A 25,289-nucleotide genomic window follows, 5' to 3' on the forward strand; every position below is an offset into this window, starting at 1 on the left:
GATTGCCAAGGATGCCCGTGATGTCCGACCCCCTTGCCACCGCCGACCCCCACACCCATGACACGCTGGACCGTGCCACCCGTGTCGCCGCCGCGCGGATCACGCGGGGGATCTCTCCGAATGCCGCGCGCGCGGCCTGGGCAGACTGGGCGGCACATCTCGCCTATGCCCCCGGCCGCCGCTGGGATCTGACCGAACGGGCGATCCGGAACACCACGCGGGCGATGATGGCCAGCGCCGGGCTGGACGAGGGGTTCACCCCCGCCCCCGGCGATCACCGGTTCCGGGATCCGGCGTGGAACGACTATCCCTATCGCATCTGGAAGAACTGGTATCTGTCGCAAGAGGACTGGTGGAACCATGCGACCTGGGGCATTCGCGGAATGCGGCCGCGCAGCGTTGATCGAGTGAACTTCATGGCCCGGCAAGTGCTGGACATGGTGTCTCCGTCGAACTCTCCGATGCTGAACCCCGAGATCCTGAACCGCACCCGCGCCACCGGCGGCGCCAATCTGGTCACGGGGATGCAGAACGCGGTGAGTGACGTGGCCGCGCAGTTGCGCAACGATCCGCAGGCCCCGTCCGAGGCGTTTCAGGTCGGCCGCAACCTGGCCGTCACCCCCGGACAGGTGGTGTTCCGCAACCATCTGATCGAATTGCTGCAATACAGCCCGCAGACCGAACGGGTCCATGCCGAGCCGATCCTGATCGTGCCCGCGTGGATCATGAAATACTACATCCTCGATCTCAGCCAGACCAATTCGCTGATCGGCTGGCTGGTGGCGCAGGGCTTCACGGTCTTTTGCATCTCGTGGCGCAACCCGACGCCCGAAGATCGCAATCTGGGGCTGGAGGATTATCGCCGGATGGGGGTCATGGTGGCGCTGGACGCGGTGCGCAGGATCAACGGGCCAGCGCGCGTGCACGCCTGCGGCTACTGTCTGGGCGGCACCATCCTGTCGATCGCGGCGGCCACCATGGCGCGCGATGGCGATGACCGGCTGGCCTCGATCACGCTGCTGGCCGCACAGACCGACTTTTCGGAAGCGGGCGAGCTGATGATGTTCATGGACGAAAGCCAGGTCGCCTTTCTTGAGGACATGATGTGGGATCAGGGCGTGCTGGACCAGAAGCAGATGGCCGGCGCTTTCCAGATGCTGCGTGCGCAAGATCTGGTCTGGACCCGCGCCGTGCGCCGGTATTTCCTGGGCGAGGAAGAGCATGAGTTCGACATCTCGGCCTGGAACGCCGATGCGACGCGAATGCCCTACCGGATGCACGCCGAATACCTGCGCGGGCTGTTCCTGGAAAACCGGCTGACCGCGGGACGGTTCGCAGTTGAAGGCCGGGTCATCGCGCTGCGTGACATCACGGCCCCCTTCTTCGTGGTCGGCACGGAACAGGATCACATCGCGCCGTGGCGGTCGGTCTACAAGGCGACGCTGTTCACCGAATCCGACCTGTCCTTCGTGCTGACCAGCGGCGGCCACAATGGCGGTATTCTCAGCGTGCCGGGCAAGCCGCACCGGCACTACCGGATGGGACACCGCCCGGTCGGACGGCGCTATATGGACCCCGACAGCTGGCAGGAAGGGCATCCGCAGATCGACGGCGCGTGGTGGACGGCCTGGGCCGACTGGCTGGCGGGCAAGTCCGCGCCCGAAACGGTGGCACCGCCGCCCATGGGCAACCGCGCCGAGGGTCTGGCCCCGCTGATGCCCGCACCGGGCAGCTATGTGCTGCAGCGCTAGGGCCGGCCAAGCCCGCCATAGGGGATACCGGTCAGATCCGACATCTCGCGCTTCCAGGTGGTCAGGTCGTCGGCGTTGAATTTCGACAGATGGTCGTGACCGCAGGCGCGGGCCATGACTTGCATCAGTTCGGTGGCGGCCTCGAAGAAATTGGCCAGCCGCCGCGCGGATTTCTCGACCACCAGCCGGTTGACCAGTTCGGGCTTCTGGGTGGCGATGCCGACCGGGCAGTTGTTGGTGTGGCAGGCGCGCATGGCGATGCAGCCGATGGCCTGCATGGCCGAGTTCGACAGCGCCACCGCATCGGCGCCAAGCGCCAGTGCCTTGATGAAATCCGCCGGTTTGCGCAGCCCGCCGGTGATGACCAGCGTCACATCGGACCGGCCCAGCACATCCAGATGCAGCCGCGCACGCGCCAGCGCCGGGATTGTCGGCACCGAGATATTGTCGCGGAACAGGATCGGCGCGGCTCCGGTGCCGCCGCCGCGCCCGTCGAGGATGATATAGTCCACGCCCACTTCAAGGGCGGCGTCGATGTCCTTCTCGATGTGCTGGGCGCTCAGCTTGTAGCCGATGGGAATGCCCCCGGTTCGTACGCGAACTTCGTCGGCGAAGTCCTTGATCTGGCGCGGTTCCGTCCAATCCGGAAAGCGTGGCGGCGAGATCGCATCGGTGCCTTCCTCCAGACCCCGAACCTCGGCGATCTTGCCCACCACCTTCTTGCCCGGCAGATGGCCGCCAGTGCCGGTCTTGGCGCCCTGACCACCCTTGAAGTGAAACGCCTGCACGCGGGCCAGCTTGTCCCAGTCGAACCCGAAACGGGCCGAGGCCAGTTCGTAGAAATAGCGCGAGTTCATCTGCTGCTCTTCGGGCAGCATGCCGCCCTCGCCCGAGCAGATACCGGTGCCCGCCAGTTCCGCGCCGCGCGCCAGCGACAGTTTCGCCGGTTCCGACAGCGCGCCAAAGCTCATGTCCGACACGAACAGCGGGATCTTCAGGGTCAGCGGCTTGGCGCAGTTGGGGCCGATCACCACCTCGGTGCCGACGGCGTCGTCGTCCAGCAGCGGCGCACGGTGCAATTGCGCCGTCAGGAGCTGGATGTCGTCCCAATCGGGCAGCTGCGTGCGCGGCACGCCCATGGCCTCCACCGCGCCGTGATGGCCGGTCTTTTTCAGGCCGCTGCGGGCGTAGGCCTGGATCAGCCCGGCATAGGGTTCTTCCTCGGTGCCATGGGAGGTGTCGGCGTAAAGCCCCAGATAGGCGTCGCGGTTGAACGGCTGGGGGTTGTCCTGCTGCCAGGCCAGGATCTCGTCCTCATCGACGACGATATTGCCGGCCTCGACCCAGCAGGTGAACTTCGGCAGCTTTTCCTCGTTGGCGTATTCCGACACGCCGGTGTCCAGCCGGTAGTCCCAGTCGTGGACGCCGCAGATCAGGTTGCGCCCGCGCACGAACCCGTCCGACATCAGCGCGCCGCGGTGCAGGCAGCGGCCATAGAAGACCGAGACCTCGTCGTCAAAGCGCACCACCACCAGATCGACCTCTCCGACCAGCGCATATTGCGGGTCGCGGTCGGGCAGGTCGTCGTAACGGGCAATCTGGATCTTCTTCATGGGTTCTCTCCTGAGCGGGGGACGTTTCGGGGGCGCAGATAGCGGGTGCGCAGCGGTTTGGCCGAAGCCTTGATCGGGGTCAGTTCGGCCTTGGGCGTCAGTTCCGACAGGCGCGCGGCATAGGCGCGGGCGGCGGGCACGGCGGTCAGCCCGTGCAGAAGCGCGCTGATCCAGACCGTGTTGATGGCAAGAAACAGGATCTTTTCACCCCATTCCGCTCCGATATCGGGCATCACCGTGAAGGCAAACAGCGCCGTGGCCAGACCGCGCGGGCCGAACCAGCCGAAGAAGACTTTGGTCATGGGCGAGGCATCGGTGCCCGCCAGCGACAGCCAGATCGCCAGCGGCCTTGTGATGAACAGGCTGGCCAGGATCACCGCCAGTTCGCCCAGCCCCAGGTGCGGCAGCGCATCGGGCACCAGCGTGACCCCCAGCAGGAAAAAGGCGCCCCAGGCCAGCATCTGGCCCTCGTTCTCGGTGAATTCATAGACGAAGTGGCACCGGTCCTTGACCACATGGCCAAAGACCAGCCCGCCGGTAAAGGCCGCGATGAAGCCGTTGCCGCCGATCAGATCGGCCAGCAGATAGGTGCCTGTGGCCAGCGCGATGGCGCCGATGCCCTCATATGCTTTCGACGTGGCGCGGGTATCCTTGGCCCAGATCAGCAACCGCCCGCCCAGCCAGCCAATGGCGATGCCCGCCAGCGGCCCGAGCGTCAGTTGCTTCATCCCGAAGATGGCCCAGTCGCGCGCGTCGTTGGTGACGATGGATCCGGCGATCGAGGCCAGCAACAGGATCAGCGGCAGCGCCAGACCATCGTTCAGGCCGCTTTCCACGGTCAGCGCCCGGCGCGGACGTTCCGGCACGTCGGGGTTCGACACCACCGCCTGCCCCAGGGCGGCATCCGTGGGGGTCAGGATGGCGGCCATCAGCAGCGCGAAGATCAGCGGCCAGTCGGGCAGGATCAGGTGAATGGCCCCCGCCCCCAGCAGCCAGGCCAGCGGCAGCCCCAGCAGCAACATGCGCACGGGCCATTGATGGCTGCGGGCCAACACGCGCAGGTTGGTCTGGGCAGCGTCCAGAAACAGCAGCAGGATCAGCGCCAGTTCGGCCACCACATGCAGGGCTTCTTCGCCATAGACCGCATCGTACAGCCCCGCCTGGTTCAGGACGACGCCGAGCGCGATGAAGATCATCGGGCCGGTCACCATCGTCCGTTCCAGCCGCTTGCCGAACATGCAGTAGGCAGCGGTGACCAAGCACAGCAGGATCAATCCCATCCCGGTTCCTTCCTTCCGGCGCTCACACCGGGTGTTTCGCCGACGATACCGTCAACGGGCGCTTTCGCTAAGTCACGATAGCTGAACGAAATGCGATCACCCCGGTCGATGTGCCGTGTCGTCCATCAGGGCTTCGAAGGCGGCGCGGCGCTTGCCGTCGATGGCGGTGGGACGGTGGGTGTCGCGGCGCACGTAGACATGGACGAAAAAGCCCTCGGCGGCAGCAGTCTGATCGTCGTTGGCAAACAGCCCGATCTCGAACCGGACCGAGCTGTTGCCCAGCTTGCCGATGCGCAGCCCGGCGGTCACGAGGTCGGGAAAGCGCAGTTCGGCGAAATAGCGGCAGCCGGTTTCCACCACCAGCCCGTAACTGTCCGAAGTGCGCGGATCCAGCAGACCCTCCTCCATCAGCCAGCCGTTCACCGCCGTGTCGAACAGCGAATAATGGATGACATTGTTCACATGGCCGTAGACGTCCGTGTCCATCCAGCGGGTCTGAAGCGGGCGGAACACGTGAAACCGGTCCCGCGTGGAAGGTGTCTGTCTGTCGCTCATGCCCGAATGCCTCCCGCTATCCCCGACGCGGACAAGCCACGCCAAACGCTTGAAATCAGGGGGCGGCGACACCGCCCCTTTGGCCGCAGCATTGCCGTAAACCGGGGGTGGCGCAAGTTGGCAGTGGCTCTGGCCTGTGGTCCTTCCTCAGCCGCGCAGGCGCGTGCCCTTGGGATCATAGAAGGGCGCAAGGCTGGCTTCGGCCCTGACGCGCACGCCCGCAACCTCGATCTCATAGGTCGAGGCCAGCACCTGCGCCGCGCTTTCCCCGGCGCAGGGCACATAGCCCATCCCCATGGCCGCGCCCAAATGATGGCCATAGGCGCCCGAGGTCAGATGCCCCACGACTGCCCCGTCGCGCAGGATCGGCTCGGCGTGATACAGCATCGGTTCGGGATCGGTCAGTCTGAACTGCACCAGCCGGTTCTGCAGCCCGGTCTCGCGTTTGCGCAGCACCGCGTCGCGGCCGATGAAACCGGGTTTTTCCGTTTTCACGGCAAATCCCAGCCCGGCCTCCAGCACGTGATCCTCGCAGGTGATGTCATGGCCGAAATGGCGAAAGCCCTTTTCCATGCGGCAACTGTCCATCATGTGCAGCCCGCATAGGGTCAAGTTCAGCTCCTGCCCGGCGTCCCAGAGGGTTTCGAAGGCGTGGCCGGCCATGTCGGCAGAGACGTAGATCTCCCAGCCCAGTTCCCCCACGTAGCTGACCCTGTGGGCGCGGGCCAGACCCATGCCCAGTTCGATCTCCTGCGCGGTGCCAAACGGGTTGGCCGCATTGGTGAAATCATTGGGCGAGACCCGTTCCAGCAAGGCCCGCGACATCGGTCCCATCACCGCCAGCACGCCCTCGGCGGCGGTCATGTCGGTCAGGGTGACGCGGAAATCGCCCCGGTGCCTTGCCAGCCATGTCTGGTCGGCCAGCCGCGTGGCAGCAGGGGTTACCACCAGATAGGCTGTTTCCGACAGGCGGGTGACGGTCACATCCGCCTCGATCCCGCCGGCGGGGTTCAGGAACTGGGTGTAGGTGATCTTGCCCACGGGACCCGAGACATCGCCGCCGCCCACATGGTTCAGGAAAGCCTCGGCCTCCGGGCCTTCGACCCGGATCTTGCCGAAGGAGGACATGTCGTACAGCCCGACGTTCTCACGCACAGCCCGATGTTCGGCGGCGGCGTTGGCAAACCAGTTCTGCCGTTGCCACGAATAGTCATAGGCGCGCGCCTGCCCGGCGCGGGCGAACCAATTGGCACGCTCCCATCCCGCCAGTTCGCCAAACACCGCGCCGCGCTCTTGCAAATGGTGATGGAAGGGCGACCGGCGGATGCCGCGTGCCTTGGCTTTCTGGCGATAGGGGAAATGGTCGGCATAGAGCAGACCGAGCGTTTCCTTCGATCGTTCGAACAGATAGTGCCGGTTGCCTTGAAACGGTTGCATCCGGGAAATATCCACGTCGCCCAGATCGAAGGGTTTCTCACCCGCGTCCATCCATTGCGCCAGCGCCATGCCCGCCCCGCCCGCCGACTGGATGCCGATGGAGTTGAACCCGGCGGCCACCCAGACATTGTCCATCTCGGGCGCAAGGCCCAGGTGATAGGCATCGTCCGGCGTGAAGCTTTCGGGACCGTTGAAGAACGTGTGAATGCCCGCCTCGGCCAGCATCGGCATCCGGTTCACGGCGGCTTCGAGGATCGGTTCGAAATGGTCGAAATCCTCGGGCAGTTGATCGAACTCGAAACTGTCGGGGATGCCGTCCATGGCCCAGGGCTTGGCCTGCGGCTCGAAGGCGCCCAGCAGGATCTTGCCCGCGTCTTCCTTGTAATAGGCGCATTCATCGGGCACCCGCAGCACCGGCAGGCTGGTCAGGCCGGGGATGCTTTCGGTGACGATGTAGAAATGCTCGCAGGCGTGCAGCGGCACATTGGTGCCCAGCATCCGGCCCACCTGATGGCCCCACATCCCGGCGCAGTTCACGACATGGTCGCAGGCGGTGTGGCCGCTGCTCCCGTCTTCCCCCACCCAATCCACGCCGGTGACACGGCGGCCATCGCGCGCCACGCCGGTCACCTTGGTCCGTTCGGCCACCTGCGCGCCCATCTGGCGCGCGCCCCTGGCCAGCGCCAGCGCGATATTGGCCGGATCGCCCTGCCCGTCGCGGGGCAGCCAGACGCCGGCGGTGACGCCGTCGATGTTCAGATGCGGATAGCGATCTGCCACCTCGTCCGGCGAAATCTCCTCGACCTCCACCCCGAAGGCCCGCGCCATCGAGGCCTGGCGCAGGATCTCTTCGCGGCGTTCGTCGGTCAGGGCCACGGTGATCGAGCCGCACCGGCGAAAGCCGGTGGCGACGCCGGTCTCGGCTTCCAGCGCGCCGTAGAGCTCTTGCGAGTATTTCGCCAGCCGGGTCATGTTGCGCGTGGCCCGCAATTGCGCGATCAGCCCGGCGGCATGCCATGTGGTGCCGCTGGTCAGTTGCTTGCGTTCCAGCAGAACCACGTCGGTCCAGCCCTGTTTGGACAGGTGATAGGCGACGGAGCAGCCGATGACGCCGCCTCCGATGATGACAACGCGGGCTTGGGTGGGCAGCGACATGCGGCGACGGCCTCCGTCAGTTGTGGGACAGGGTCACAAGGTTGAAGCGGGATTTCAGACGGGTCTCAAGATCGCGGGACAGAAGATGCGGCGCACTGGCCAGGATCGCCTCCTTGCGGGCGCGAGCCTGATCCAGCAGTTGCGGCTGCCCGGCCTCGACCCATTCCTTGGGGCTCATGCGGTTGGCGACATCGGGGTAGACATATTCGCTTTGCATCAGCTTCAGGGTCTGATCCTGCCCCAGATAATGCCCCGGCCCGCCCAGGCAGACGGCTTTCATGACATCGATGCTGACGGTCTCGTCGGTGACTTCGATGCCGCGCACACAGCGCAGAACCTGCCCCAGAAGATCATTGCCCAGAACCAGGCTCTCCATGCAGAACCCCAGCAGCGAGGCATGCATCCCGACGGCCTCATAGACCATGTTCAGCCCTGACAGCCCGGCCATGGTGTTCGAGATCGCCTGCTCCCACCCTGCCTGCATGTCGGGCAGCTTGGCGTCGGCAATGCCCGCCGCCGCCCCGCCCGGCAGGCCATAGAACTTGTGCATCTGGGCGCAGGCGGCGGTCAGCAGCGCCTGCTCGCCCGAGCCGCCGGACATGGCCCCGGTGCGCAGGTCCGACACGAAGGGCCAGGTGCCGAAGATCGCCGGCGCGCCGGGACAGATGGCGTTGACATAAACCACGCCGGCCAGACATTCGGCCACCGCCTGCACCACGGCTGTCGCGATGGGCGCAGGGGCCGTGGCCCCGGCCTGCCCGGCGGACAGCAGCAGTACCGGCATCCCGGCCCGGACACAGATCTCCATCACCTCGCAGCTTTCGGTGGCGAAAGTCATCGGTGGCACCACGAAGCAATTGGAGTTCGACACGAAGGGCCGCGCCCGAAAGGCCGCCTCGCCGCCCGCGATCAGATACAGAAGCTCCAGACAGCCCGGCAGAGTGTCGGGTCCGACGAAACTGGTGCCGATGTGCTTGGTGGTGCCGGCGCAGGCCGCATAGATGGTGTTGGTATCCAGTTCGAAGTTGTCGGTGATGTCCCGGCACACCATGGGCCGCTGGAAGAAATGCACGTTGTCCAGCGCCTGCACCAGCCGCGCGGCATCATAGAGATCCTGCGTCGTGCTTTCGCGGTAGTCCAGCGTGACTGGGTCCACCACATGCACGGCAGCCCCGGCGGTGCCGAAATGCACCCGGTTGCCGGAGACGTCCAGATCAAAAGCCGGATCGCGCCCCGGCAGGACCACCGCCTTGGCCGCGCAGGCCAGCATGTCCTCGACCAGCGCGCGGGGAAACCGCAGGCGGCCATCGGGGCCCAAAATGGCCCTGGCTCCGGTCAGAAGATCAACCCCCGAGGCAGGAGCATTGGCCAGACCGATCTGTTCCAGCGCGTCCAGCGCGGCGGTGTGGATGCGGATCACATCGGCGTCGTCCAGCACCTTGTAGCGCCCGCCGTCCAATCCCGGCCGCACCGGGCGCAGGTCCGCGGGCAGCGGGGCCGCGCGCGCCGACAGCCTTGCAGCCCGTCCGCCGCCGCGCCGCCTTCCGGGGGGGGCAGCCATCCCGCGCGCCGCCACCGTCAGGCCCGCAGGAGGGCGTTGTCCGGATCCCAAAGCGGGCCGTCCGGTTGCACCCGCGCCTTGTGGCGCGACCCGAAAATCTCGACCTCCAGCTCTGTCCCCGGCACGGCGCAGTCGGCGCGCACCATGCCAAGCGCGATCGCCGCTCCGACCCGGTAGCCATAGGCGGCAGAGGTGGTTTCGCCCACGATCTGCCCGTCCTTCCAGATGCAGGACATGTAAGGCGCGTCACAGTCCCCGGCATCGACCACCAGCGTGACAAAGGCCTTCGCGGCCCCACGTTGGTGTTCGGCCTGCAAGGCCTGCTTGCCGGGAAAGTCCTGTGGCTTGTCCAGTTTCACGAAGCGGCCCAGCCCGGCCTCCAGCAGGGAATAATCCGACGACAGGTCGCCTTTCCAGCTGCGATAGCCTTTCTCGATCCGCAGGCTGTTGAGCGCATACATCCCGACCGGCGTGGCGCCCTCGGCCCGCAGCGCATCGTAAATCGCCGCCCCGGCGGACATGGGGCAATGCACCTCCCAGCCCAGTTCCCCGGCGAAAGAGACCCGCACCAGCAGACAGTCCTGCCCGGCAACGCGGGCGGCCTGATGGGTCAGCCAGCCTTGCGACAGGTCGGCCTGTGCAATCCGTCCCAGCAGGTCGCGCGATTGCGGTCCGGTCACCAGCATCGTCGCGCTCTCGGCAGACAGGTCGCGCAGCACCAGCCCTTCGGGCAGCGCGCGCCACAGCAGCTCAAAATCGTGCCATTGCGCAAGGGCGGCGGTCATCAGCAGGAAATCGTCCTCGGCCTGGCGGATGCAGGACATCTCGGTCACGATCCGGCCCCGGACGTCGGCGAAATAGATCAGGTTGAGCCGCCCGACTTTCGGCAGCGCCCCGGTGATGCGTCCGCGCAGCCAGTCCGCCGCGCCCGCACCCGACAGGCTGAAGCGCGAGAACCCGCACAAGTCGATCACCCCGACGCCATCGCGGACGGCCTCGCATTCTTCGCGGACCCGAGCCTCCCACGGGCCGTTCCGTGCCCAGGTCTTGGTCGCGGCTTGCGAGGTGTCATCGCCGGGCCGAGCGAACCAATTGGCGCGCTCCCACCCGTTGTAGACGCCCATCTGGCCGCCCTCCGCGACGATCCGGGCGTGGTTCGGCGACAGCTTGCGATCCCGCCCGGCGGGCCATTCTTGGTGCGGGAAGTGGATGGCGTATTCATTGCCGTACACCTCCATCCCCTTTTGCACGCAATAGTCTGGATCGGTGTAATCGGTGAAGCGGCGCGGATCGCAGGACCACATGTCCCATTCGGTGCGGCCATCGACGACCCATTCCGACAGCACCTTGCCCGCGCCGCCACCCTGGGCGATGCCGAAGGTGAAGACACAGGCCTCGAAGGCGTTCCTGACACCGGGCATGGGGCCGATCAGCGGCAATCCGTCGGGCGCATAGGGGATCGGCCCGTTGATGACGCGCGACACGCCCGCGTTGGCCATCAGCGGCACCCGCGCCATGGCATCGACCACGATATCCTCGATCCGGTCCAGATCGTCAGACCAGAGCTGGAAGCTGAAATCTTCGGGCATGGGGTCGGCGTCATCCACCCAATGGGCGCGGCAGTTGGGCTCATAAGGGCCAAGGTTGAAGCCGTGCTTTTCCTGCCGAAGGTAGTAGGACACATCCACGTCACGCAGCAGCGGCAGCTTGCCGCCATTTGCCTTGGACCAGGCTTCGACCTCGGGCACTTCGTCGGTCAGCAGATACTGGTGGCTCATCACCATCATCGGCACCCGGCGGCCGCCATAGGGAAGAAACCAGTCGCCGACCCGCTGCGCATAGTATCCGGCGGCATTCACCACGTAGTCACAGGCGATATCGCCCTGATCGGTGTGCACGATCCAGCCGGAGTCGGGCCGTTGGGTCACGCCGGTGGCCGGACAGAAGCGGTGGATCCGCGCCCCCATCTGCCGCGCGCCCCTGGCCAGCGCCTGCGTTACCTGCGCGGGGTCGATGTCTCCGTCGGTGGGATCGTACAGAACCCCCGCCAGATCGTGGGTTTCCAGAAACGGATAGTGCGCCTTGGCCTGTTCGGGGGTCCAGATCTCCATGGCAATGCCCTGATAGCGGCCCATGGCGCAGGCGCGCTGAAACTCCTGCATCCGCTCGGGCGTATGGGCCAGCCGGATCGAGCCGCTTTGATGATAGTTCATCGGATAGTCGACCTCGGCCCCCAGCCGGGCATAAAGCTCGGTCGAATACCGCTGCATGTTCATGATCGACCATGAGTTCGAAAACGTCGGCACGTTGCCCGCCGCGTGCCATGTGGAGCCCGCCGTTAGTTCGTTCTTCTCCAGCAACACGCAATCCGACCAGCCGCGCTTGGCAAGGTGATACAGGCAAGACGCGCCGATCACACCGCCGCCGATGATGACCACACGCGCCGTTGAAGGAAGATCTGCCATGGGACGCCTTTCTCAGTAGACGGGTGGAGAGATGACCCAGACCGCGACGGCCGGATCGTCGAAGGGATTGGACCAGCGGAAGGGCTGATGCCGGATGCGGAAGCTGTCGCCGGGACCGACCGTGAAGGCGTGGCCGTCGATCCAGAGCGCCAGTTGCCCCGAGATCATGAACCCCACTTCCTGCGTTTCGCGGCGCAGGGTGCCGTCCGAGGTGCTGCCCGGCGCGAAGGTCGAGCGGATCATCTCGAAGCTGTCGGTCAGATCGGGGGAGAGAAGCTCCTCGCTTAACCCGCCTTCCATGGGGCCGATGCGGCGGCGGCCGCTGGCGCGCACGATGCGGCCGTGTTCGTCGGGGGCATGGGGCGCGGGGCCGGTCAGCAGCGACAGCGGCACGCCCAGCCGATCGGCGATGCACTCCAGGTCCCCGGTCGCGGGCCGGGTGATGTTGCGCTCCACCTGGCTCAGCCAGCCGACGGATTTGCCGATGCGGCTGGCCAGATCGGCCAAGGTCAGCCCCCGCGTCTTGCGCAGGGCGCGCAGGTCGGCGCCGAGGGTGGGACGTTTCAGCATGGCGACTCCTGAAAAACGATATGAAAAATTCACATCATTATTCACGTCCTGTCAAATGGAACATTTGATCCTGGCAGGGTCGCAACAGACGTTGCCCGGCGCAGATTGGCCCGGTGTCGATTGTACCCGAGGGGAATCGCGTCGCCCTGCGGCGAGGTCAGGCCACCTCGTCGGTCGCGCCGAGGCTTTCGAACCAGGCCGTCAGCGCCTCAAGATCGGCATCAACCCGCCGCGCCATCCCGTCGGCAAACGCCTCGAAGGCCGGCAGGTTCAGCCCGTTGACCGCCAGTAACACCGGCACATCCTCGGATATGGCGCGCGCGATCATGGTGCGAAAGCCGCGCCCGTCCGCCTCATGCTTGCCGAACTTGTTCAGGATCAGCAGATCGGCGCCCGCATCGAAGCTGTTTTCGGTGGCGGCTACCGAGTGCTCCAGCGCCGATGTGTCCAACCTGCAGCCCCGCGCCTGTGGTCCAAGGCTTTGGGAAATGCGGATAATCGGCCCGTCAGGCAAGACGCGCACATCCATGTCGCAGGGGCCGGGGCCGCAGTCGGTGTTGGTCTGCACGATCCCGCACAGGCGCGCGCCACGGGCTTGCAGACGCTCGGCAAACTGTTCCAGAAGGCGGTCGGTGCCGCCCCGGTCGGCGGAGGAGATATAGGCGATCTTCATGGCCAAAACATAAGCGGCAGAAGGCCTTGCGGCAATGGGCTAATCTCGGGGCGTTGGCTTCGCTGCCCCGTTGCAACGGCTTGGCCGCGCTGTGTCATCCCCTGTTTACCTTTCGCCACATTCTGGCTATGCAAACGCCTTCCGATCTACCACTGGGCCGGCACGATATATTGTTGCGCCAAAGCCCGCGCAAGAGACTGACCCGATCCGTGCCCCTGCGGCACCCATGTCCACGCTTCCGGAGACCACCGTCCGTGCAGACAAGCCAGATCACCGCCGAATTGTCCCGGCACTACGACCTTGCCCCTTCGCTTGAAAAGGCCGCCGCGACCGAAGAGATATATGCGCGCACCTCGCGCGTGATCTCGCCGCCCGAATGGGCGATCCACGCGCCCTATGTAGCCGAGATCAACCGCCTGAAGAAGGAACGCAACGCTGTCATCCTGGCGCATAACTACATGACGCCCGAGATCTATCACGGCATCGCCGATTTTGTCGGCGACAGCTTGCAACTGGCGATCAAGGCGACCGAGGTCGAAGCCCCGGTGATCGTGCAATGCGGCGTGCATTTCATGGCCGAGACCTCGAAGGTGCTGAACCCCTCGAAAACGGTGCTGATCCCCGACCCGCAAGCGGGCTGTTCGCTGGCCGAAAGCATCACCGCCGAGGGTGTCGCCCAGATGCGCGCCAAATATCCCGGCGCGCCGGTGGTGTCTTACGTGAACACCACCGCCGAGGTGAAAGCGGCCTCGGACATCTGTTGCACCTCGTCCAACGCCTTGCAGATCGTCGAGGCGATGGAGTCCGACACGGTCATCATGACGCCCGACAAGTACCTGGCGCAGAACGTGGCCAATGAAAGCAGCAAGAACGTGGTGTTCTGGGACGGCTCGTGCATCGTGCACGAGCTTTACACCCCCGAAGACCTGCGCGCCTACCGCGAGAACATGCCGGGGCTGAAGATCATCGCGCATCCCGAATGCACACCCGAGGTTGTGGCCGAGGCCGATTTCACCGGCTCGACCAAGGGCATCATCGACTGGGTTCATGCCGAGAAACCCGCGCGCGCCATGCTGGTGACCGAATGTTCGATGGCCAGCAATATCGCTGACGAACTTCCGGAAGTGGATTTCGCCAAGCCCTGCAACATGTGCCCCTACATGAAGAAGATCACGCTGGAAAAGGTGCTGTGGTCGCTGCACACCATGAGCCCCGAGGTGACCGTCGATCCCGCCGTTGCCGACGGGGCCCGCCGCGCTGTCGAGCGGATGATCGACCTGAGCCGCAAGCTGCAAGGCTGATCGGGGCATGGGCCACCGGGTCTCCAGCGACCGGATCATCATCGTCGGAGCCGGACTGGGGGCGCTTTACGCCGCCCTGTGTCTGGCCCCGCGCCCGGTGGTCCTGCTGACGCCGACGCCGCTGGGCTTCGGCGCCAGTTCGGCCTGGGCGCAGGGCGGTGTGGCGGCGGCCATGGCGGTGGCCGACAGCCCGTCGCTGCATGCCGATGACACCATTCGCGCCGGGGCCGGCACCGTTGATCCGGCGATCGCCGCGCAGGTGACCGAGGCCGCCCGTAACCATATCCGCGCACTGACCGATCTGGGCACGCCCTTCGACCGCGACAGCCAGGGCGGCTATGTGCTCAGCCGCGAGGCCGCGCATTCGCTGGCCCGTGTCGTGCGGGTGCAGGGCGATCAGGCTGGCAAGGCGATCATGGAAGCGCTGATCGCCCGCGTCCGCGCCACCCCGTCGATCCAGGTGTTGACCGGAGTTCTGGCCACCGGGCTGGTGACCGAAGGCCCCCGCGTGACCGGGGTCGAGGTCATGCGGGTCAGCCCGTCGCGCAGCATCCCCGTCGCGCTGGAGGGGCCAGCGGTGCTGCTGGCCGGTGGCGGTTCGGGCGGGCTTTATGCGCGCACCACCAACCCCGCGCCAATCCGGGGGCAGGTCATGGGGCTGGCGGCGCGTGCCGGGGCGCAGATGGCAGACATGGAGTTCGTGCAATTCCACCCCACCGCCATCGACTGCGGCGAGGACCCGGTACCGCTGGCGACCGAGGCGCTGCGCGGCGAAGGCGCGGTTCTAGTCAACCGGCATGGCGCGCGCTTCATGATCGACGCCCATCCCGAGGCCGAGCTGGCCCCGCGCGATGTGGTCGCCCGCGCGGTCTTTGCCGAGGTGCAGGCGGGCAACCGTCCGGCCTTGGACACCCGCGCCGCCATCGGCGCGGCCCTGCCCGAGCGTTTCCCGGCCGTTGCCGCTGCTTGCGCCCGCGCCGGGATCGATCCGCTGACCCAGCCGATCCCGGTCACCCCGGCGGCGCATTATCACATGGGCGGTGTTGCCACCGACGCGCGCGGCCGCGCCAGCCTTGACGGCCTTTGGATTTGCGGAGAGGCTGCGGCCACTGGCTTGCACGGTGCCAACCGGCTGGCTTCGAACGGGTTGCTGGAAGCGCTGGTCTTTGCCGCCACCATCGCCGGTGATCTGGGCGTGGAACTGGCGCCGGTCGCCGATGCCCCCGAGGTTGCCCTGCCCGATACCGGCCCGGCCCCCGCCCCCGATCCGCAAGCGATCACCGATCTGCGTGAGACCATGTCCAACCATGTCGGCGTGTTGCGCACGGCCGATGGCTTGCAACAGGCGCTGACCCGGATCGCGGACCTGGAGGCCGCGCAGTCCGAGGTGCCCGATGTGGTCAACATGACCGCCACAGCCAGTCTGATTGCCGCTGCAGCCTTCCAGCGCACCGAAACCCGGGGCAGCCATGCGCGCACGGATTTCCCCGATCCCGACCCGGCGCAGGCACAGCGCAGCTTTCTGACCCTGAACGATGCGCGGACCCTGACCCGCGCCCTTGCAAAGGACACGGCATGAGCCTTGCTTTCGCCACCCTGCCCGATCTGGTTCTGGAACCGCTGGTGCGGTCCGCGCTTGAGGAAGACCTCGGCGCGTTCGGCGATGTCACCACCCGCGCAGTGATCCCGCCGGGCACCCGCTATGACGCGCGCATCGTGGCGCGGCAGGCGGGCGTGGTGTCGGGGTTGGCGCTGGCGCGCATTGCCTTCCGGCTGATCGATCCGCAACTGACAGTCACCGCGCGCGTGACCGACGGTGCCGGCTGTGCCCCCGGCGATGTGCTGCTGGAGGTCTCCGGAGACGCCGCCTCGATCCTGTCGGCGGAACGGGTGGGGCTGAATTTCATGGGCCGCCTGATGGGCATTGCCACGCAGACGGCGGCTTTCGTGGCCGAGACCAGGGGCACCAGGGCGCGCATCACCTGCACCCGCAAGACCACGCCGGGCCTGCGCGCGGTGGAAAAACTGGCGGTGCTGCATGGCGGCGGGTCGAGCCATCGCTACGGGCTGTCGGACGCGATCCTGATCAAGGACAACCACATCGCCGCAGCCGGGGGTATTGAGGCCGTGCTGGAGGCCGCGCGTGCCCATGCCTCGCACATGATGCGCGTCGAGATCGAGGTGGACACGCTGGCGCAACTGGATCAGGTGCTGGCCCATGGCGGTGCCGACGTCGTGCTTCTGGACAATATGGACACACCCACCCTGACCGAAGCCGTGCGCCGCGCGGAGGGCCGGATCCTCACCGAAGCCTCGGGCAACATGCGGCTGGACCGCATCGCCGAAGTGGCGGCGACGGGGGTGGATTTCATCTCGGTCGGGGCGCTGACCCATTCGGTCACCAACGTCGATATCGGGTTGGATTTCTGAGCGCTCAGGCCGTCTGTGCCACGGGCCGCCGGGCTTGCGCCGGGGTCATGCCGGTCCAGCCGCGAAAGGCGCGGTAGAAGGCATTGGCATCGCTGAAGGCCAGCAGGCAGGCGATGTCCTCGACCGGCAGCCCGCGATCCTGCAGGTAATGCAGGGCCAGATCGGTGCGGGTGGCGTCCAGAATGCCCTGAAAGCTGTGGCCGTCGCGCGCCAGATGGCGTTGCAGGCTGCGCTTGGACAGGTTGAGCCGGGCGCTGACGGCCTCTGCATTGGACTGGCCGCCGGGCAGAAGCTCCAGCAGCGCCGATCTGACCCGCGCCGCGATCGGCAGGGCATCTGCGGCGTCAGGGTGGCGGCGTTGCAGCATTGGCGGAAACGTCGCCCAGATCTCGGGCGTGTCGGCCACCAGCGGCCGCGCGGCATCGCGGTCGGACAGTTCGAACAGCAGCCCCGGCGCGGTCTCCAGCGGGCAGCGCAGGAAATCCTCAAGCCGCTGGCGGTTGCCGTCATAAGAGGGCAGTCCTGCGCGTTGCAGCACGACCTCTTCCCCGGTGTGCCGGCGGATCATTTCCAGCAGGCAGATCAGGTCGAATGCCATGATCGACTGTGGCAGGGCGCAGGCCGGATCGGCAGGGGCCAGATGCAGTCGCAGGCCGTGCGATGTCGCTTCCGGGGTCAGCATGCAGGGCCCGATGCCGGGTTTCAGCAGCGACAGCCGTTGCAGCCCAACCGCCACCGTGGGCGAGCGCGAGAACGCGAAGGTCGGCGGCGAGAACAGCCCGTGCGCATAGGCGATGGCCAGGTTGAAACAGGCCTCGGGTGTGCGGGCTTCCTCCAGCGCGGCGTTCCAGACGGCAAAAACTTCGGCGGCGGTCAGGCCCTTGCCGTCATCGACCAGCAGATCCGGTGACACCCCGGCGCGCCGCATCACGCGGGCGGGGTCGATCCTGAGGATGGAACAGATATCGCGCGATGTCTGCGCGAAGTGATGGCGGTCGCTCCGTGCCATGGGTCTCTCCCTTTCCGTCCACCAATGTGGGACAGCGCGGGGCCACCGGTCCAGACGGCAGATCGGCGCGCCCGGAGGGGGGGTCAGCCGCCGCTGAAGACGGCGCCGAGCATCCGCAGGGCCGTCAGGCCCAGGAAGATGGCAAAGGCAAAGCGCAGTTTCGCCGGGCTCAGCCAATGGGCCAGTCGCGCGCCCTGTGGGGCGGCGAATATGCTGGTGGAGAAGATTAGCAGCGCCGCGGGCAGGCTGACATAGCCCAGCGACCATGGTGGCCGTCCCTCGACCCCCCAGCCGGCCCAGATGAAGCCCAGCACCGCCGGGACCGCGATCACCAGCCCGAAGGCCGAGGCCGTGCCCACAGCCCGATGCACCGGGAAGGAGAACAGCGTCAGGATCGGCACCGAGAGGGTGCCACCACCGATGCCCATCAGCGCCGAGAACCCACCGATGAGCGTGGCCAGTACCCCGCGCCCGGCAACCGAGGTCGGCGGCTGTTGCGCCACGATGATCTGTTTGGGCTTGATCATGTTAAGGGCCACGATCAGCGCCACGCAGCCAAAGATCCCGGTCAGCACGAGGCTGGAAAACACCTTGGCCAGCAGCCCGCCGATGCCCGCGCCGACAAAGACGAAGGGCGCCCAGCCGCGCAGCAGATCCCAGTCGATGGCACCCTTGCGATTGTGCGACCGGGCTGAGGCGATCGAGGTCGGGATGATCGTCGCCAGCGAGGTGCCCACGGCCACATGCATGGCGATGTCGGGCGGGATGTTCAGCGCGCCCGACAGCAGGAACAGCACCGGCACGATGACGATGCCGCCGCCCACGCCCAGCAGCCCGGCCATCACCCCGGCCACGGCGCCGGTCAGGATCAGCAGGCCGGCATAGACGATCAGCATCGGGTCGAAGGGCATGCGGGATCTCCTGAAAAACGGCGCGCGCGATGTGCCTTCCAAGCACAGGTGCGCGGCAAGGAAAAGCGGGAAGCGGGGCTGCGGCTACAGCTCTGCCGGTTTCGGACCACCCGTGGCCCAGTCCAGAAGCTGCACCGTGTGCACAACCGGTACCTGGGCGCCCGAGCCGATCTGCATCATGCAGCCGATGTTGCCCGCCGCGATCACCTGCGGTGCGGTGGCCGCCAGCGTGTCCAGCTTGCGCGCCTTCAACTGGCCCGAGATCTCGGGCTGCAACAGGTTGTAGGTGCCCGCCGAACCGCAGCACAGATGGGCGTCGCGCGGTTCTGCCACCGTGAATCCGGCGGCCTTCAGCAGAGATTTCGGCGCGTCCTTGATCTGCTGGCCATGCTGCAGGGAACAGGCGGCGTGATAGGCCACGCGCAGGGGGGCGGCGTGCTGGGGATCGGTCAGGCCCAGAATTTCCATCACCTCGGAGACATCGCGGGCCAGCCCGGCCACGCGGGCGGCCTCGGCTTCCAGCGGATCGCCTTCGAACATGGCGCCATAGTCCTTCACCGTGGTGCCGCAGCCCGATGTGTTGATGAGGATGGCATCCAGTCCGGCGCCCGCGATCTCGGCGGTCCAGGCGCGGATATTGGCGGCGGCCGAGGCGTGGCTTTCGCTTTGCTTGCCCATGTGGTGGGTCAGCGCCCCGCAGCAGCCCGCACCGGATGCCACCACAACCTCGCAACCGTGGCGGGTCAGCAGGCGGATGGTGGCGTCGTTGATCTCGGTGTTCAGCGCCTTCTGGGCGCAGCCTGTCATCAGCGCCACCCGCATGCGGCGCGGGCCGGTGGCGGGAAACACCTGCGGATCGTCGTTGCGGCTGACCGGCGGGATCTGGCGCGGGGCCATCTCGAGCATGGCTTTCAGGCGCGCGTCGGGCATCAGCCCCTTGAAGGGCCGTGCGATCTTCGCCCCCAGCAGGGCCAGCCGGAACCGCCCCGGATGGGGCAGGATGCGGGCCAACATCCAACGCAGGGCGCGGTCGTGCCAAGGGCGCTGATAATGTTCCTCGATATAGGCGCGGGCGTGGTCGACCAGATGCATGTAGTGCACGCCCGACGGACAGGTCGACATGCAGCTGAGGCAGCTCAGGCAGCGGTCGATGTGCTTGACCGTCTTGGCATCGGGGGTGCGGCCGGTCTCCAGCATTTCCTTCATCAGGTAGATGCGGCCGCGCGGGCTGTCCAACTCATCCCCCAGCACCTGATAGGTCGGACAGGTGGCGGTGCAGAAGCCGCAATGCACGCAGGCGCGCAGGATCTTGTTGGCGCGGGCCGTGCCCGCATCGCGCAGCTGGTCTTCGGCGAAACTGGTTTGCATGTGTGTCCTGCTCAGGCCCGCATGAGGCCGGGGTTCAGAATGCCGGCGGGGTCGAACCGCGCGCACAGATCGGCGGCGATCCGCTCCAGCCGGGGTGCCTGCGGTTGGAAGACCGGGACGGCGGTGCGCAAGGGCGCGGGGCCGCGGAACAGCATGGCGTGGCCCTGCCCGTTCGGAATGGCCGCGCGGATCGCGTCGGCCTGTGCCGGGTCCGCGTCGGGCAGCGCCAGCCACAGCACGGCACCGCCCTGATCGACCATGCCGCGCGCGCCCAGACGGTCTGACAGCGCGGACAGAATGCCGGGGGTAAGGCTGGCCTTCAGCGACAGGCGCCAGACCGGGCCGTCGTGATCGGCGAAACCGGTGCAATCGCGGATGGAAGACCACGGCGCGGCAGGATCATCCGCGTCCATCGGCGTCGGCCCATCGTCGGCCAGAAGCGCCGACAGCTTGTCGCGGCGATAGGCGACCTGTGCCGTCAGACCCTCGATACGCAGCCAGGCGGTGCCCTCGGCCCAGGCCGCGCCCGAGACCTCGAACGGGGTGGTCAGCGCCTGTGCGAACAGCTTGACGCCGCGCTCCAGCGTGATGCCTTCGAAGCGCAGGGTCGCGCTGGCCTCGGGACGCGGCAGCACCTTCAGCGCGACTTCGGTCAGCACCCCCAGTGTGCCATAGGCGCCGCATTGCAGCTTGGACAGGTCCAGCCCGGTGACGTTCTTCATCACCCGGCCGCCGTTGCGCACCAACTGTCCCTGCCCGTCCACGAAGCGCACGCCCAGCAGGTAGTCGCGGCAGGCGCCGCCCTGCACCCGGCGCGGGCCGGACTGGTTGCCCGCCACGGCGCCGCCGATGGTCGGCGCGCCGCTGCTGCCCAGAAGCGCGCGGAAATCCGGCGGCTCGAAAGCCAGCATCTGGCCATGCTCGGCCAGCGCCGCCTCGATCTCGGCCAGCGGCGTCGCCGCTTTCGCCTCAATCACCAGCGCGCCGGGTTCATAGCGGGTGATTCCGGTCACACCCGACACATCCAGTACGGCGGCCTGCGGCACCGGCTGGCCAAGCGCCTGCTTGCTGCCGCCCGCGCGCAGGCGCAGCGGTTGCCTGGTCGCATGGGCCTCGGCCACCGCGGCCTGAACCGCTGCTTCGTCGTCAGGGGCGGCAAAGACCGTCATGGGGGCATCCGTTGTAGCAAGGTCAGTCATGGGCGGCCCGCCGCGCGGCGCTCAGGTCCAGCGGGAACACCTTGGTGGGGTTCAGCTTCCAGGCCGGGTCGAACACATCCTTGACCTGCATCTGCGCCTCCAGATCCTCGGCACTGAACTGATAGGTCATCAGATCGCGCTTTTCGATGCCCACGCCATGCTCGCCCGTCAGGCAGCCGCCCGCATCCACGCAGGCGCGCAGGATGTCGAAGCCGAAGGCCTCGGCACGCTCCAGATCGCCCGGCGTGTTGGCGTCGAACAGGATCAGCGGATGCATGTTGCCGTCGCCGGCGTGAAACACGTTGGCGACCTTCAGACCATGCTCGGCGCTCAGCTCGGCAATGCGTTTCAGCGTGGCCGGCAGGGCGGAAACCGGCACCGTGCCGTCCAGGCACATGTAGTCGTTGATCTGCCCCATCGCCCCGAAGGCCGACTTGCGGCCCTTCCAGATCAGCGCGCTTTCGCCCGCACTTTCGCTGACGCGCATCTCGACCGGGTTCAGGCGCTCGGCGATGGCGGTGATCCGGTCCAGCTGATCGGCAATCTCGGCGTCGGAGCCTTCGACCTCGACGATCAGCAGCGCCTCGCACAGCGGATAGCCGGCATGCGCGAAATTCTCGACCACCTCGATACAGGGGCGGTCCATGTATTCGATGGCCACCGGCAGCACGCCCGAGCGGATGATATCGGCCACGCAGTGCCCGGCGACCTCGGCGCTGTCGAAGCCGATCATCACCGGGCGCGCACCTTCGGGCTTGGGCAGTATGCGCAGCGTGGCCTCGGTCACCACCCCAAGCTGGCCTTCCGAGCCGCAGATCACCCCCAGCAGATCCAGTCCCGGTGCATCCGGGGCCGGGCCGCCGATCTCGACCACCTCGCCATCGGCCAGCACGAGGGTCACCCCCAGCAGGTTGTTCGTGGTCACCCCGTATTTCAGGCAATGCGCCCCGCCCGAGTTCATCGCGATGTTGCCGGCAATGGCACAGGCCAGTTGCGACGAGGGGTCCGGCGCATAGAAAAACCCGTCGCCTTCAACGGCCCCGGTCACCGCCAGATTGGTGATGCCGGTCTGCACCCGGATGAAGCGGTTGTCGTAGTCGGTCTCCAGCACTCCGTTCAGCCGTGCGGTGCCCAGGATGACGCTATCGGCGGTGGGCAGCGCGCCGCCCGACAGCGAGGTGCCCGAGCCGCGCGGCACCACCGGCACGCCCAGACGGTGACAGGTGGCCATGACGGCTGCCACCTGCGCGGTGTCATGGGGCAGCACCACCGCCAGCGGCGGGCAGCGATAGGCCGACAACCCGTCGCATTCATAGGCCAGCGTTTCGAAGGTGTCCGAGATCACCGCATCGGCCGGCAACACCTTGGCCAGTTCGGCCACGATCTGATCGCGGCGGGACATCACGCCGGGATCCGGTGGTGCCATCTGGATGCTGGACATGTGGCCTCCCTGCCGCTGTAACCTTGTGACGATCCGCGATCGCCCGTCGCCCGCATCAGACAGCAAACCGGGGGGCAACTGCAAGACAATGTCTTGGCTGATCAACAATCGCCGCCGCCGTGTCCGAAGTCCTTGGCGCGCGCCGAACGGATCGTTACACCGGTCTTCCGACCACAGTGGAGAGCTTCCTTGGACACCGATCAGCGCATCGCCCAGACCATCGCCCAGGACATCAACGCCCGCCCCCAGCAAGTCACGGCTGCGGTGCAATTGCTGGACGGGGGCGCGACGGTCCCCTTTGTGGCGCGCTACCGCAAGGAGGTTACCGGGGGGCTGGACGACACCCAGTTGCGCCTGCTGGCCGACCGGCTTGTGTACCTGCGCGAGCTTGAAGCCCGCCGCGTCGCCATCGTCAAAAGCATCGACGAACAGGGCAAGCTGACTGACGACCTGTCGCGCGCCATTGCGAAGGCCGACACCAAGGCCGCGCTGGAAGACATCTATCTTCCTTTCAAGAAAAAGCGCCGGACGCGGGCGATGATCGCGCGCGAGGCCGGCCTTGCGGCGCTGCTGGACGCGATCCGCGCCAACCGCAACGCCGATCCGGCGAAACTGGCCGAAGCGCATCTGTGCGAAGGGTTCGAGACCGCCAAGGATGCTCTGAAGGGCGCGCGCGACATTCAGGCCGAAGAGCTGTGCGAGAACGCCGATCTGCTGGGCCGCCTGCGCGATTTCCTGCACCGCGAGGCGCTGATCAGCGCGCGGGTGATCGCGGGTCAGGAGGCGCAGGGGGCCAAGTTCTCGGATTATTTCGACCACCGCGAAAGCTGGGCCAAGGTGCCCTCGCACCGGGCGCTGGCGATGCTGCGCGCGGCCAAGGAAGGCGTCGTCACCGTGGACATCGCCCCGGATCCCGAGACCGGCGCGGCGCAGGCCGAAGCCATCGTGGCCGCCCCGCTGGAGGCGCGCGGCGAAAGCCCCGGCGACCGCTGGCTGCGCGACGTGGCAGGCTGGACATGGCGCACCAAGCTGTCGCTGACCATGATGCTAGACCTGATGGGCGATCTGCGCGCACGCGCCCATGAAGAAGCGATCACCGTCTTTGCGCGCAACCTGAAGGATCTGCTGCTGGCCGCCCCGGCCGGGGCGCGGACAACGCTGGGTCTGGATCCCGGCATCCGCACCGGGGTGAAGGCCGCGGTGGTGGATGCGACCGGCAAGCTGCTGGCCACCGAGACGCTCTATCCCTTCCAGCCGAAGAACGATCTGCGCGGCGCCGAAGCGGCGATCCAGCGGCTGGTGACCCGACACGGGGTGGACCTGATCGCCATCGGCAACGGCACCGCCAGCCGCGAGACCGAGCGGCTGGTGGCCGACGCCTTGAAGAACCTGCCGGCAAGCGGCCCCAAGCCCACCAAGGTGGTGGTGTCCGAGGCCGGGGCCTCGGTCTATTCCGCGTCGGAACTGGCGGCCAAGGAATTCCCCGATCTCGACGTTTCCCTGCGCGGCGCGGTCTCCATCGCCCGCCGCCTGCAGGACCCGCTGGCCGAACTGGTGAAGATCGAACCGCAATCCATCGGCGTCGGCCAGTACCAGCATGACGTGGACCAGCACCGGCTGTCGAAATCGCTGAAAGCCGTGGTCGAGGACGCGGTGAACGCGGTTGGCGTGGATCTGAACACGGCGTCTGCGCCGCTGCTGGCGCATGTCTCCGGGCTGGGGCCGTCGCTGGCGCAATCGGTGGTGGACTTCCGCGATGCCAATGGGGCCTTTGCCTCGCGCAAGATGCTCAAGAAGGTGTCGGGGCTGGGCCCCAAGGCGTTCGAGCAATGCGCGGGCTTCCTGCGTATTCGCGACGGGGCCGAGCCGCTGGATGCCTCGGCGGTGCACCCCGAAGCCTATGACGTGGCGCGCAAGATCGTCTCGGCCTGCGGGCGCGACCTGCGCAGCGTGATGGGCGACAGCAAGGCCTTGGCGCAGGTGCGGGCCGAGACGTTCGTGGACGACCGCTTCGGCCTGCCCACTGTGCGCGACATCATGGCGGAGCTGGAAAAGCCGGGCCGCGACCCCCGCCCGGGTTTCGTCACCGCCAGTTTCGCCGACGGGGTCGAAGAGATCACCGACCTGAAACCGGGCATGAGCCTTGAGGGCACCGTCACCAATGTCGCGGCCTTCGGGGCCTTCGTGGATATCGGTGTGCATCAGGACGGGCTGGTGCATGTCAGCCAGTTGGCCGACCGTTTTGTCAAAGACCCGCACGAGGTGGTCAAGGCCGGCGATGTGGTGCGCGTGAGGGTTGTCGAGGTCGATGTGCCGCGCAAGCGCATCGGCTTGTCCATGCGCAAGGATGGCGGGGCCTCGGCGAAGGAAGACCGCAATGCGCGCGGTCCGCACAAGAACGATCCGCGCAAGGGCGGCGGCAAGCCCCCTCGTGGCGGCAGCGCGAAACCCAAGGGCCAGGACAGCGGCAACAGTGCCCTTGGTGCGGCCCTTCTGGACGCCATGAAAAAACGCTGAAACGTCAACGGCCCGCCGGTGTGGCGGGCCGTTGCCTGTCCTGGGTCCACAAG

18 protein-coding genes are annotated in these 25,289 nt (G+C 66.9%); 5 read left to right on the plus strand and 13 right to left on the minus strand.

What is annotated here, in order from left to right:
- The first annotated feature begins 20 nt into the window (after positions 1-20).
- The gene (locus AB0T83_RS13395) at positions 21-1,751 is read left to right on the plus strand and encodes a PHA/PHB synthase family protein (RefSeq protein ID WP_366193645.1); all 1,731 of its coding nucleotides are present in this window, start codon (positions 21-23) and stop codon (positions 1,749-1,751) included.
- On the opposite strand, the gene AB0T83_RS13400 is transcribed toward AB0T83_RS13395, so the two are convergent.
- From AB0T83_RS13400 to AB0T83_RS13435, 8 genes are all read right to left on the minus strand, one after another.
- Complete coding sequence (locus AB0T83_RS13400) at positions 1,748-3,364, minus strand: glutamate synthase-related protein (RefSeq protein WP_366193646.1); 1,617 nt, start codon at positions 3,362-3,364, stop codon at positions 1,748-1,750. The two genes, AB0T83_RS13395 and AB0T83_RS13400, sit on opposite strands and share 4 nt — an antisense overlap.
- Positions 3,361-4,644: a cation:proton antiporter gene (locus AB0T83_RS13405; protein ID WP_366193647.1), complete on the minus strand. Its 1,284-nt coding sequence runs from the start codon at positions 4,642-4,644 to the stop codon at positions 3,361-3,363. Before AB0T83_RS13405 ends, AB0T83_RS13400 begins: the two co-directional genes overlap by 4 nt.
- Before the next feature lie 96 nt (positions 4,645-4,740).
- Entirely contained in the window at positions 4,741-5,199 is a 459-nt protein-coding gene (locus AB0T83_RS13410) for an acyl-CoA thioesterase (protein WP_366193648.1), read from the minus strand.
- A gap of 147 nt (positions 5,200-5,346) precedes the next feature.
- A complete protein-coding gene (locus AB0T83_RS13415) occupies positions 5,347-7,791 on the minus strand; it encodes a GcvT family protein (protein ID WP_366193649.1) in 2,445 nt (814 codons plus the stop codon).
- 16 nt (positions 7,792-7,807) lie between these two features.
- On the minus strand, positions 7,808-9,352 hold the full coding sequence (locus AB0T83_RS13420; protein WP_366193651.1) for a trimethylamine methyltransferase family protein: 1,545 nt from the start codon (positions 9,350-9,352) through the stop codon (positions 7,808-7,810).
- 17 nt (positions 9,353-9,369) lie between these two features.
- Positions 9,370-11,817, minus strand: coding sequence for a GcvT family protein (locus AB0T83_RS13425; protein WP_366193652.1), 2,448 nt, complete (start codon positions 11,815-11,817; stop codon positions 9,370-9,372).
- Positions 11,818-11,829: 12 nt separating this feature from the next.
- Positions 11,830-12,387, minus strand: a complete 558-nt coding sequence (locus AB0T83_RS13430) for a helix-turn-helix domain-containing protein (protein ID WP_366193654.1) — start codon at positions 12,385-12,387, stop codon at positions 11,830-11,832.
- A 157-nt stretch (positions 12,388-12,544) separates the two neighbouring features.
- A complete protein-coding gene (locus AB0T83_RS13435; protein ID WP_366193655.1) occupies positions 12,545-13,060 on the minus strand; it encodes a DUF2478 domain-containing protein in 516 nt (171 codons plus the stop codon).
- A 254-nt stretch (positions 13,061-13,314) separates the two neighbouring features.
- Between AB0T83_RS13435 and nadA the strand changes: the two genes are divergently transcribed.
- From nadA to nadC, 3 genes are read left to right on the plus strand one after another with little or no spacing between them, the layout of a single operon-like run.
- Positions 13,315-14,361 carry a quinolinate synthase NadA gene (nadA, locus tag AB0T83_RS13440; protein WP_366193657.1) on the plus strand — a complete coding sequence of 349 codons (1,047 nt, stop codon included), beginning with the start codon at positions 13,315-13,317 and terminating at the stop codon, positions 14,359-14,361.
- 7 nt (positions 14,362-14,368) lie between these two features.
- Complete coding sequence (locus AB0T83_RS13445) at positions 14,369-15,940, plus strand: L-aspartate oxidase (protein WP_366193659.1); 1,572 nt, start codon at positions 14,369-14,371, stop codon at positions 15,938-15,940.
- Positions 15,937-16,791 carry a carboxylating nicotinate-nucleotide diphosphorylase gene (nadC, locus tag AB0T83_RS13450; protein WP_366193661.1) on the plus strand — a complete coding sequence of 285 codons (855 nt, stop codon included), beginning with the start codon at positions 15,937-15,939 and terminating at the stop codon, positions 16,789-16,791. The genes AB0T83_RS13445 and nadC overlap by 4 nt, the downstream gene beginning before the upstream one ends.
- Before the next feature lie 4 nt (positions 16,792-16,795).
- Here nadC and AB0T83_RS13455 read toward each other — a convergent pair whose 3' ends face one another.
- The 5 genes from AB0T83_RS13455 to AB0T83_RS13475 all read right to left on the minus strand — a co-directional run bounded on the left by AB0T83_RS13455 (position 16,796) and on the right by AB0T83_RS13475 (position 22,710).
- Positions 16,796-17,800 carry an AraC family transcriptional regulator gene (locus tag AB0T83_RS13455; RefSeq protein ID WP_366193663.1) on the minus strand — a complete coding sequence of 335 codons (1,005 nt, stop codon included), beginning with the start codon at positions 17,798-17,800 and terminating at the stop codon, positions 16,796-16,798.
- A gap of 83 nt (positions 17,801-17,883) precedes the next feature.
- On the minus strand, positions 17,884-18,711 hold the full coding sequence (locus AB0T83_RS13460; RefSeq protein ID WP_366193664.1) for a sulfite exporter TauE/SafE family protein: 828 nt from the start codon (positions 18,709-18,711) through the stop codon (positions 17,884-17,886).
- Between the two features lie 84 nt (positions 18,712-18,795).
- Positions 18,796-20,079, minus strand: coding sequence for a glycolate oxidase subunit GlcF (gene glcF / locus AB0T83_RS13465; protein ID WP_366193665.1), 1,284 nt, complete (start codon positions 20,077-20,079; stop codon positions 18,796-18,798).
- Between the two features lie 11 nt (positions 20,080-20,090).
- Entirely contained in the window at positions 20,091-21,278 is a 1,188-nt protein-coding gene (gene glcE, locus AB0T83_RS13470; protein ID WP_366193666.1) for a glycolate oxidase subunit GlcE, read from the minus strand.
- Positions 21,271-22,710 carry an FAD-linked oxidase C-terminal domain-containing protein gene (locus AB0T83_RS13475; RefSeq protein ID WP_366193680.1) on the minus strand — a complete coding sequence of 480 codons (1,440 nt, stop codon included), beginning with the start codon at positions 22,708-22,710 and terminating at the stop codon, positions 21,271-21,273. The genes glcE and AB0T83_RS13475 overlap by 8 nt, the downstream gene beginning before the upstream one ends.
- Before the next feature lie 198 nt (positions 22,711-22,908).
- On the opposite strand from AB0T83_RS13475, the gene AB0T83_RS13480 reads away from it, so the two are divergent.
- Positions 22,909-25,236 carry a Tex family protein gene (locus tag AB0T83_RS13480; protein WP_366193667.1) on the plus strand — a complete coding sequence of 776 codons (2,328 nt, stop codon included), beginning with the start codon at positions 22,909-22,911 and terminating at the stop codon, positions 25,234-25,236.
- Positions 25,237-25,289 lie beyond the last annotated feature (53 nt).

Origin of the sequence: Meridianimarinicoccus marinus, from assembly GCF_040689105.1 — a bacterium.
In the GTDB taxonomy this organism is placed as follows: domain Bacteria; phylum Pseudomonadota; class Alphaproteobacteria; order Rhodobacterales; family Rhodobacteraceae; genus Meridianimarinicoccus; species Meridianimarinicoccus marinus.

Excerpts from the sequence above, each read along its gene's own strand:
- AB0T83_RS13395 (WP_366193645.1), top strand. The coding sequence starts at position 21 with ATGTCCGACCCCCTTGCCACCGCCGACCCCCACACCCATGACACGCTG.
- AB0T83_RS13400 (WP_366193646.1), bottom strand. The coding sequence starts at position 3,364 with ATGAAGAAGATCCAGATTGCCCGTTACGACGACCTGCCCGACCGCGAC.
- AB0T83_RS13405 (WP_366193647.1), bottom strand. The coding sequence starts at position 4,644 with ATGGGATTGATCCTGCTGTGCTTGGTCACCGCTGCCTACTGCATGTTC.
- AB0T83_RS13410 (WP_366193648.1), bottom strand. The coding sequence starts at position 5,199 with ATGAGCGACAGACAGACACCTTCCACGCGGGACCGGTTTCACGTGTTC.
- AB0T83_RS13415 (WP_366193649.1), bottom strand. The coding sequence starts at position 7,791 with ATGTCGCTGCCCACCCAAGCCCGCGTTGTCATCATCGGAGGCGGCGTC.
- AB0T83_RS13420 (WP_366193651.1), bottom strand. The coding sequence starts at position 9,352 with ATGGCTGCCCCCCCCGGAAGGCGGCGCGGCGGCGGACGGGCTGCAAGG.
- AB0T83_RS13425 (WP_366193652.1), bottom strand. The coding sequence starts at position 11,817 with ATGGCAGATCTTCCTTCAACGGCGCGTGTGGTCATCATCGGCGGCGGT.
- AB0T83_RS13430 (WP_366193654.1), bottom strand. The coding sequence starts at position 12,387 with ATGCTGAAACGTCCCACCCTCGGCGCCGACCTGCGCGCCCTGCGCAAG.
- AB0T83_RS13435 (WP_366193655.1), bottom strand. The coding sequence starts at position 13,060 with ATGAAGATCGCCTATATCTCCTCCGCCGACCGGGGCGGCACCGACCGC.
- AB0T83_RS13445 (WP_366193659.1), top strand. The coding sequence starts at position 14,369 with ATGGGCCACCGGGTCTCCAGCGACCGGATCATCATCGTCGGAGCCGGA.
- nadC (WP_366193661.1), top strand. The coding sequence starts at position 15,937 with ATGAGCCTTGCTTTCGCCACCCTGCCCGATCTGGTTCTGGAACCGCTG.
- AB0T83_RS13455 (WP_366193663.1), bottom strand. The coding sequence starts at position 17,800 with ATGGCACGGAGCGACCGCCATCACTTCGCGCAGACATCGCGCGATATC.
- AB0T83_RS13460 (WP_366193664.1), bottom strand. The coding sequence starts at position 18,711 with ATGCCCTTCGACCCGATGCTGATCGTCTATGCCGGCCTGCTGATCCTG.
- glcF (WP_366193665.1), bottom strand. The coding sequence starts at position 20,079 with ATGCAAACCAGTTTCGCCGAAGACCAGCTGCGCGATGCGGGCACGGCC.
- glcE (WP_366193666.1), bottom strand. The coding sequence starts at position 21,278 with ATGACTGACCTTGCTACAACGGATGCCCCCATGACGGTCTTTGCCGCC.